The organism is Burkholderia sp. LMG 13014, assembly GCF_905232215.1.
In the GTDB taxonomy this organism is placed as follows: Bacteria; Pseudomonadota; Gammaproteobacteria; order Burkholderiales; family Burkholderiaceae; genus Burkholderia.
Genome location: NZ_CAJNKE010000516.1, coordinates 1 through 4,152 on the forward strand (window position 1 = coordinate 1; position 4,152 = coordinate 4,152).

Annotated in this window: 5 protein-coding genes; 3 read left to right on the forward strand and 2 right to left on the reverse strand. The window is 68.4% G+C overall.

From position 1 onward, the window contains the following. Positions 1 to 311 (reverse strand): PaaI family thioesterase (locus JYJ84_RS29950; RefSeq protein ID WP_205189851.1); only part of this gene is annotated, 311 nt, incomplete at its 3' end. After that, on the reverse strand, positions 304 to 1,251 hold the full coding sequence (locus JYJ84_RS29955) for a hydroxymethylglutaryl-CoA lyase (protein ID WP_175220490.1): 948 nt from the start codon (positions 1,249 to 1,251) through the stop codon (positions 304 to 306). The genes JYJ84_RS29950 and JYJ84_RS29955, both read right to left, overlap by 8 nt. A gap of 380 nt (positions 1,252 to 1,631) precedes the next feature. Between JYJ84_RS29955 and JYJ84_RS29960 the strand changes: the two genes are divergently transcribed. The 3 genes from JYJ84_RS29960 to JYJ84_RS29970 form a co-directional block, all read left to right on the forward strand. Then, positions 1,632 to 2,396 (forward strand): enoyl-CoA hydratase/isomerase family protein, encoded by a 765-nt coding sequence (locus tag JYJ84_RS29960; protein WP_175220493.1) that lies wholly within the window; start codon positions 1,632 to 1,634, stop codon positions 2,394 to 2,396. Beyond that, a complete protein-coding gene (locus tag JYJ84_RS29965; RefSeq protein ID WP_175220495.1) occupies positions 2,393 to 3,589 on the forward strand; it encodes a CaiB/BaiF CoA-transferase family protein in 1,197 nt (398 codons plus the stop codon). Before JYJ84_RS29960 ends, JYJ84_RS29965 begins: the two co-directional genes overlap by 4 nt. 86 nt (positions 3,590 to 3,675) lie before the next feature. After that, the coding region (locus JYJ84_RS29970; protein ID WP_205189852.1) for an enoyl-CoA hydratase/isomerase family protein at positions 3,676 to 4,152 on the forward strand (477 nt) is incomplete at its 3' end.

Below are 4,152 nucleotides of genomic sequence, written 5' to 3' on the forward strand. Positions count from 1 at the left end.
GCGCCGCTGCGCAACACCGACGCACGCGCGATCAGCCGGCCGCGTGCGGGACGCAGGTACGACACGTTCAGCGTCGCGGTGCCGAGGTTGTCGACGTCGCCGCCGGCGCGCGTCGCGACGCCCATCGACGTGTCGAGCAGCGCGGCGATCAGCCCGCCATGCGCGTTGCCGTGCCGGTTGACGTGACGGTCGCGGGTCTCGCACGCGACTTCGGCCCAGCCGTCGCCATGGGCGACGAGCACGAAGCCGTGGTCGACGCAGAACGCCGAATCGATGCGGACCGACGACGTGTCGGCGGCACGCTCAGACATGCGCGTGCTCGGCACGCGCGGCGAGCCGCGGGTTCAGCCCGGTGCGCGCGACCCGGCTCGACAGTTCGCGACCGAGCGCGGCCTCGCATGCGCGCGATGCGTCGATCATCGCGGCCAGGTCGATGCCGGTATCGACGCCCATCGTTTCGAGTACGTTGACGAAATCCTCGGTACAAACGTTGCCGGTCACGCCGCCGCCATAGCGGACCTTCGCCGGATGGCCGCCGACCCCGCCGAACGCGACGTCGAAGCAGCGGACGCCAGCCTCGAGCGCGGCCAGGTAATTGACGAGGCCGGTACCGCGCGTGTCGTGGAAATGCGCGATCGCGTGCACGTCGGGGAATTCCCGCAGCATCTGCGCGAACAACGCGCGCGTCGACGCCTGGGTCGCGACGCCGATCGTGTCGCCGAGCGTCACGTGACGCACGCCGGCGCGTGCGAAGCGCTCGACGTCACGCAGCACCGACACCGGGTCGATGTCGCCGTCGAACGGACAGCCGAACGCGACCGAGATCGTGCCGACCAGCCGGAAGCGGCCATGCGCGACGGCGGCCATCGCGTCGATACGCGCCCACTGCGCGTCGCGCGTCTGCTTCAGGTTGCGCTGCGAATGCGCATCGCTGGCCGACACGAGCAGGCTGATCTCGTTCGCGCCGAATCCGGCGTCCAGGTCGGCAAGCGCGCGTTCGACCGCGCGCACGTTCGCGCAGGTCGCCTTGTAGTGCACGCCGTCGACGCGCGGCAGCGCGCGCAGCACGTCGCTTGCGTCCGCGAATTGCGGCACGACCGCCGGATTCGAATACGAAGTCGCCTCGACGCGGGCGAAGCCGGCACGGGCGAACCGGTCGATCAGCGCGACCTTGCGCGCGGTGTCGACGAAGTCGGATTCATGCTGAAGCCCGTCGCGGGCAAAGCATTCGCAGAGGATCAGGTCGGCCATGTCGGGAGTCGCAGTGGTCTGGAAGTCGTTGACAATGACACGCATCAAATCAAAACAATGATTCGATGTCAATCAATTCCGGGGAAGGGAATCGTCTGATTCGTCGTGCATCGGGATGACTTGGAAAGACTCAATGGTGCTCGCAATCCGACAAATATCCATTTACATCAATGATTTAATGAAATTTCCACAGCCGTGATAGCGTGCTTTCCGGGATAGAAGACGTTCCATCCAGAGCATCTTGAGCGGGTAAACACCGACATGGCCATGCAATAGCAATGATTCAGTGTCACGTATTTATTTGACTGAATCACGCATCATGAATTAACCTGCATTCACTGCGGCAACCTCCTGCCGTGCCTTCCGAAGACGACTCGCCGATGAACACCCATTCCAGCCTGCAGACAGACGATCATGGCGCCGTACGCGTACTCACGATGGATCGCCCCGACAAGCGCAATGCGCTCAACCATGCGCTGACGACGGCGCTCCTCGCCGCGCTGCATGACGCGGATCGCGATCCTGCGATCCGCGCGATCGTGCTGACGGGTGCCGGCAACGCGTTCTGCGCGGGCGCCGACATCACCGAGTTCGGCGGTTTCGTGAATCCGGCCGATACGGGGGCCGCCGCGCAAGCGGCGCTCGCGCGCGCCCATCTGACGACGAACCTGCATCGCGCGTTTTCGCAGATCGGCAAGCCGGTCGTGGCCGCTGCGCACGGCTACGCGATGGGCGGCGGCGCGGGTCTCGCGATCGCATGCGATCTGGTGGTCGCCGGCAGCAGCCTGAAGCTCGGCTACCCGGAACTGAAGCACGGCATCGTCGCTGCGATCGTGATGGCGAACCTGGTCCGCCAGGTCGGGCGCAAGGCTGCGTTCGAGCTGGTGTCGCTCGGCGATACGCTCGACGCGGAGCGCGCGCGCTGGCTCGGGCTGGTCAACCGCGTCGTGCCCGACGGCGCGATGCTCGACACCGCGATCGAGCTCGCCGACCGTCTCGCGGCCTTCGATGCGCCCGCGATGGCCGCCACGAAGCGGCTGTTCCACCGTGTCGCGGATCTGCCGCTGCTGCCCGCGCTCGATGCCGCGCTCGACACCAACATGATGATGCGCGGCTTCCGCGCGTCGCGCGGGGATGCCGCATGAGCGCGCCCGTCAAACCGCTGTCGAACGTGACGATCGTCGAACTCGCGCGCGTGCTCGCGTGCCCGTTCGCCGACATGATCCTCGCCGAACTCGGCGCGACCGTGATCAAGATCGAGCAGCCCGGTAGCGGCGACGAGACCCGCACGTTCGAGCCGCGCGTCGGCGATCAGTCCGCGTATTACTTCGCGTGCAACCGCAGCAAGCTGTCGGTCACCGCGAACCTGAAGACCGACGCGGGCCGGGCGATCGTCCGCGAACTCGCGGGCGGCGCCGACGTGCTGCTCGAGAACTTCCCGGTCGGAACCCTCGCGCGCTATGGGCTCGATCACGCGTCGCTGCGCGCCGCGCATCCGGGCCTGATCTACGTGTCGTGCACGGGCTTCGGCCAGACCGGCCCGTACGCGAAACGCAAGGGCTACGACACGGTATTCCAGGCGATGGGCGGGCTGATGAGCCTGACCGGCGAGCGCGACGGCGGCCCGGTGAAGCCGGGCCTGCCCATGGCCGACCTGTCGTCCGGCCTGTGGATCGCGATCGCGATCCTCTCGGCGCTGAACGGGCGTGCGCTGACGGGCGCCGGCACCCATGTCGATTTCTCGATGCTCGACGGCCAGGTGAGCCTGCTGACGCTGGCGGCCGCGCGCTACTTCGCGCTCGGCGAGGTGCCGCCGCGGCTCGGCACCGAGCATCCGGGGCGCGTGCCGTCGGCGACCTTCGCGTGCGTGGACGGCCGTCACGTGCACATCACCTGCAGCGACCAGCACTGGCTGCCGCTGTGTCGCCTGCTCGGGCTCGACGCGCTCGCGTCGGATCCGGCACTGTCGACCAATGCCGGTCGCGTCGCGCATCGCGAGCGCGTGATGGCCGCGCTGACGCAGGCGATCGCCGGATGGACCCAACCCGCGCTGTGCGAGGCCTGCGACGCGGCCGACGTGCCGGCGGGCCCGATCAACGACGTCGCGCAGGTGCTCGACGATCCGCAGGTGCGCGCGCGCGGGATGGTCGGCGCGTTCACGCATCCCGGGATCGGCGAATTCGGTGCGCTGCCGATGCCGTTCCGCTTCGACGGCTTCGCGAATCCGGACATCGCGCGTCCGCCGCTGCTCGGCGAACACACCGATCAGGTGCTGCGCGAGCGCCTCGGTTATGACGACGCACGGATCGACATGCTGCGCCGCGACGGCGCGATCTGAACCCCACCCGACCCAGGCCGGACGCGATCCGGCGACATCGCGTGGCGCGGAACCCGAAACGCGCCGCGGCGATACGAGGAGACTGTATGGATGAATCCGCTGTTCTGATCGTCGAGCGCCGCGACGCGGTGGCCGAGATCGTGCTGAACCGGCCCGACCAGCGCAACGCGCTGAACGGCGCCATGTGCGACGCGTTGCGCGCCGCGGCGGTCGCGCTGCGCGACGACGGCGCCGTGCGTTGTGTGATCGTTCGCGCGAACGGCCCGGTGTTCTGCGCCGGCGCCGACCTGAAAGAGCGCAAGGGCATGGACATCGATGCCGTCCGGGCCCGTCGCCAGAAGGCGTTCGCCGCGTACGACGCGCTCGAGCGCATCGGCAAGCCGTGCATCGCACTCGTCGAGGGCCCGGCCGTCGGGTCCGGCGGCGAGATCGCGATGGCGTGCGACTTCATCGTCGCAACGCCGAACGCGAGCTTTCGCACGCCGGAGGCGCTGTGGGGCACCGTCGGCGCGACGCAGCGCTTGCCGCGCGCAGTCGGCAAGCGGCTCGCGAAGGACATGGCG

Excerpts from the sequence above, each read along its gene's own strand:
- JYJ84_RS29955 (WP_175220490.1), bottom strand. The coding sequence starts at position 1,251 with ATGGCCGACCTGATCCTCTGCGAATGCTTTGCCCGCGACGGGCTTCAG.
- JYJ84_RS29960 (WP_175220493.1), top strand. The coding sequence starts at position 1,632 with ATGAACACCCATTCCAGCCTGCAGACAGACGATCATGGCGCCGTACGC.
- JYJ84_RS29965 (WP_175220495.1), top strand. The coding sequence starts at position 2,393 with ATGAGCGCGCCCGTCAAACCGCTGTCGAACGTGACGATCGTCGAACTC.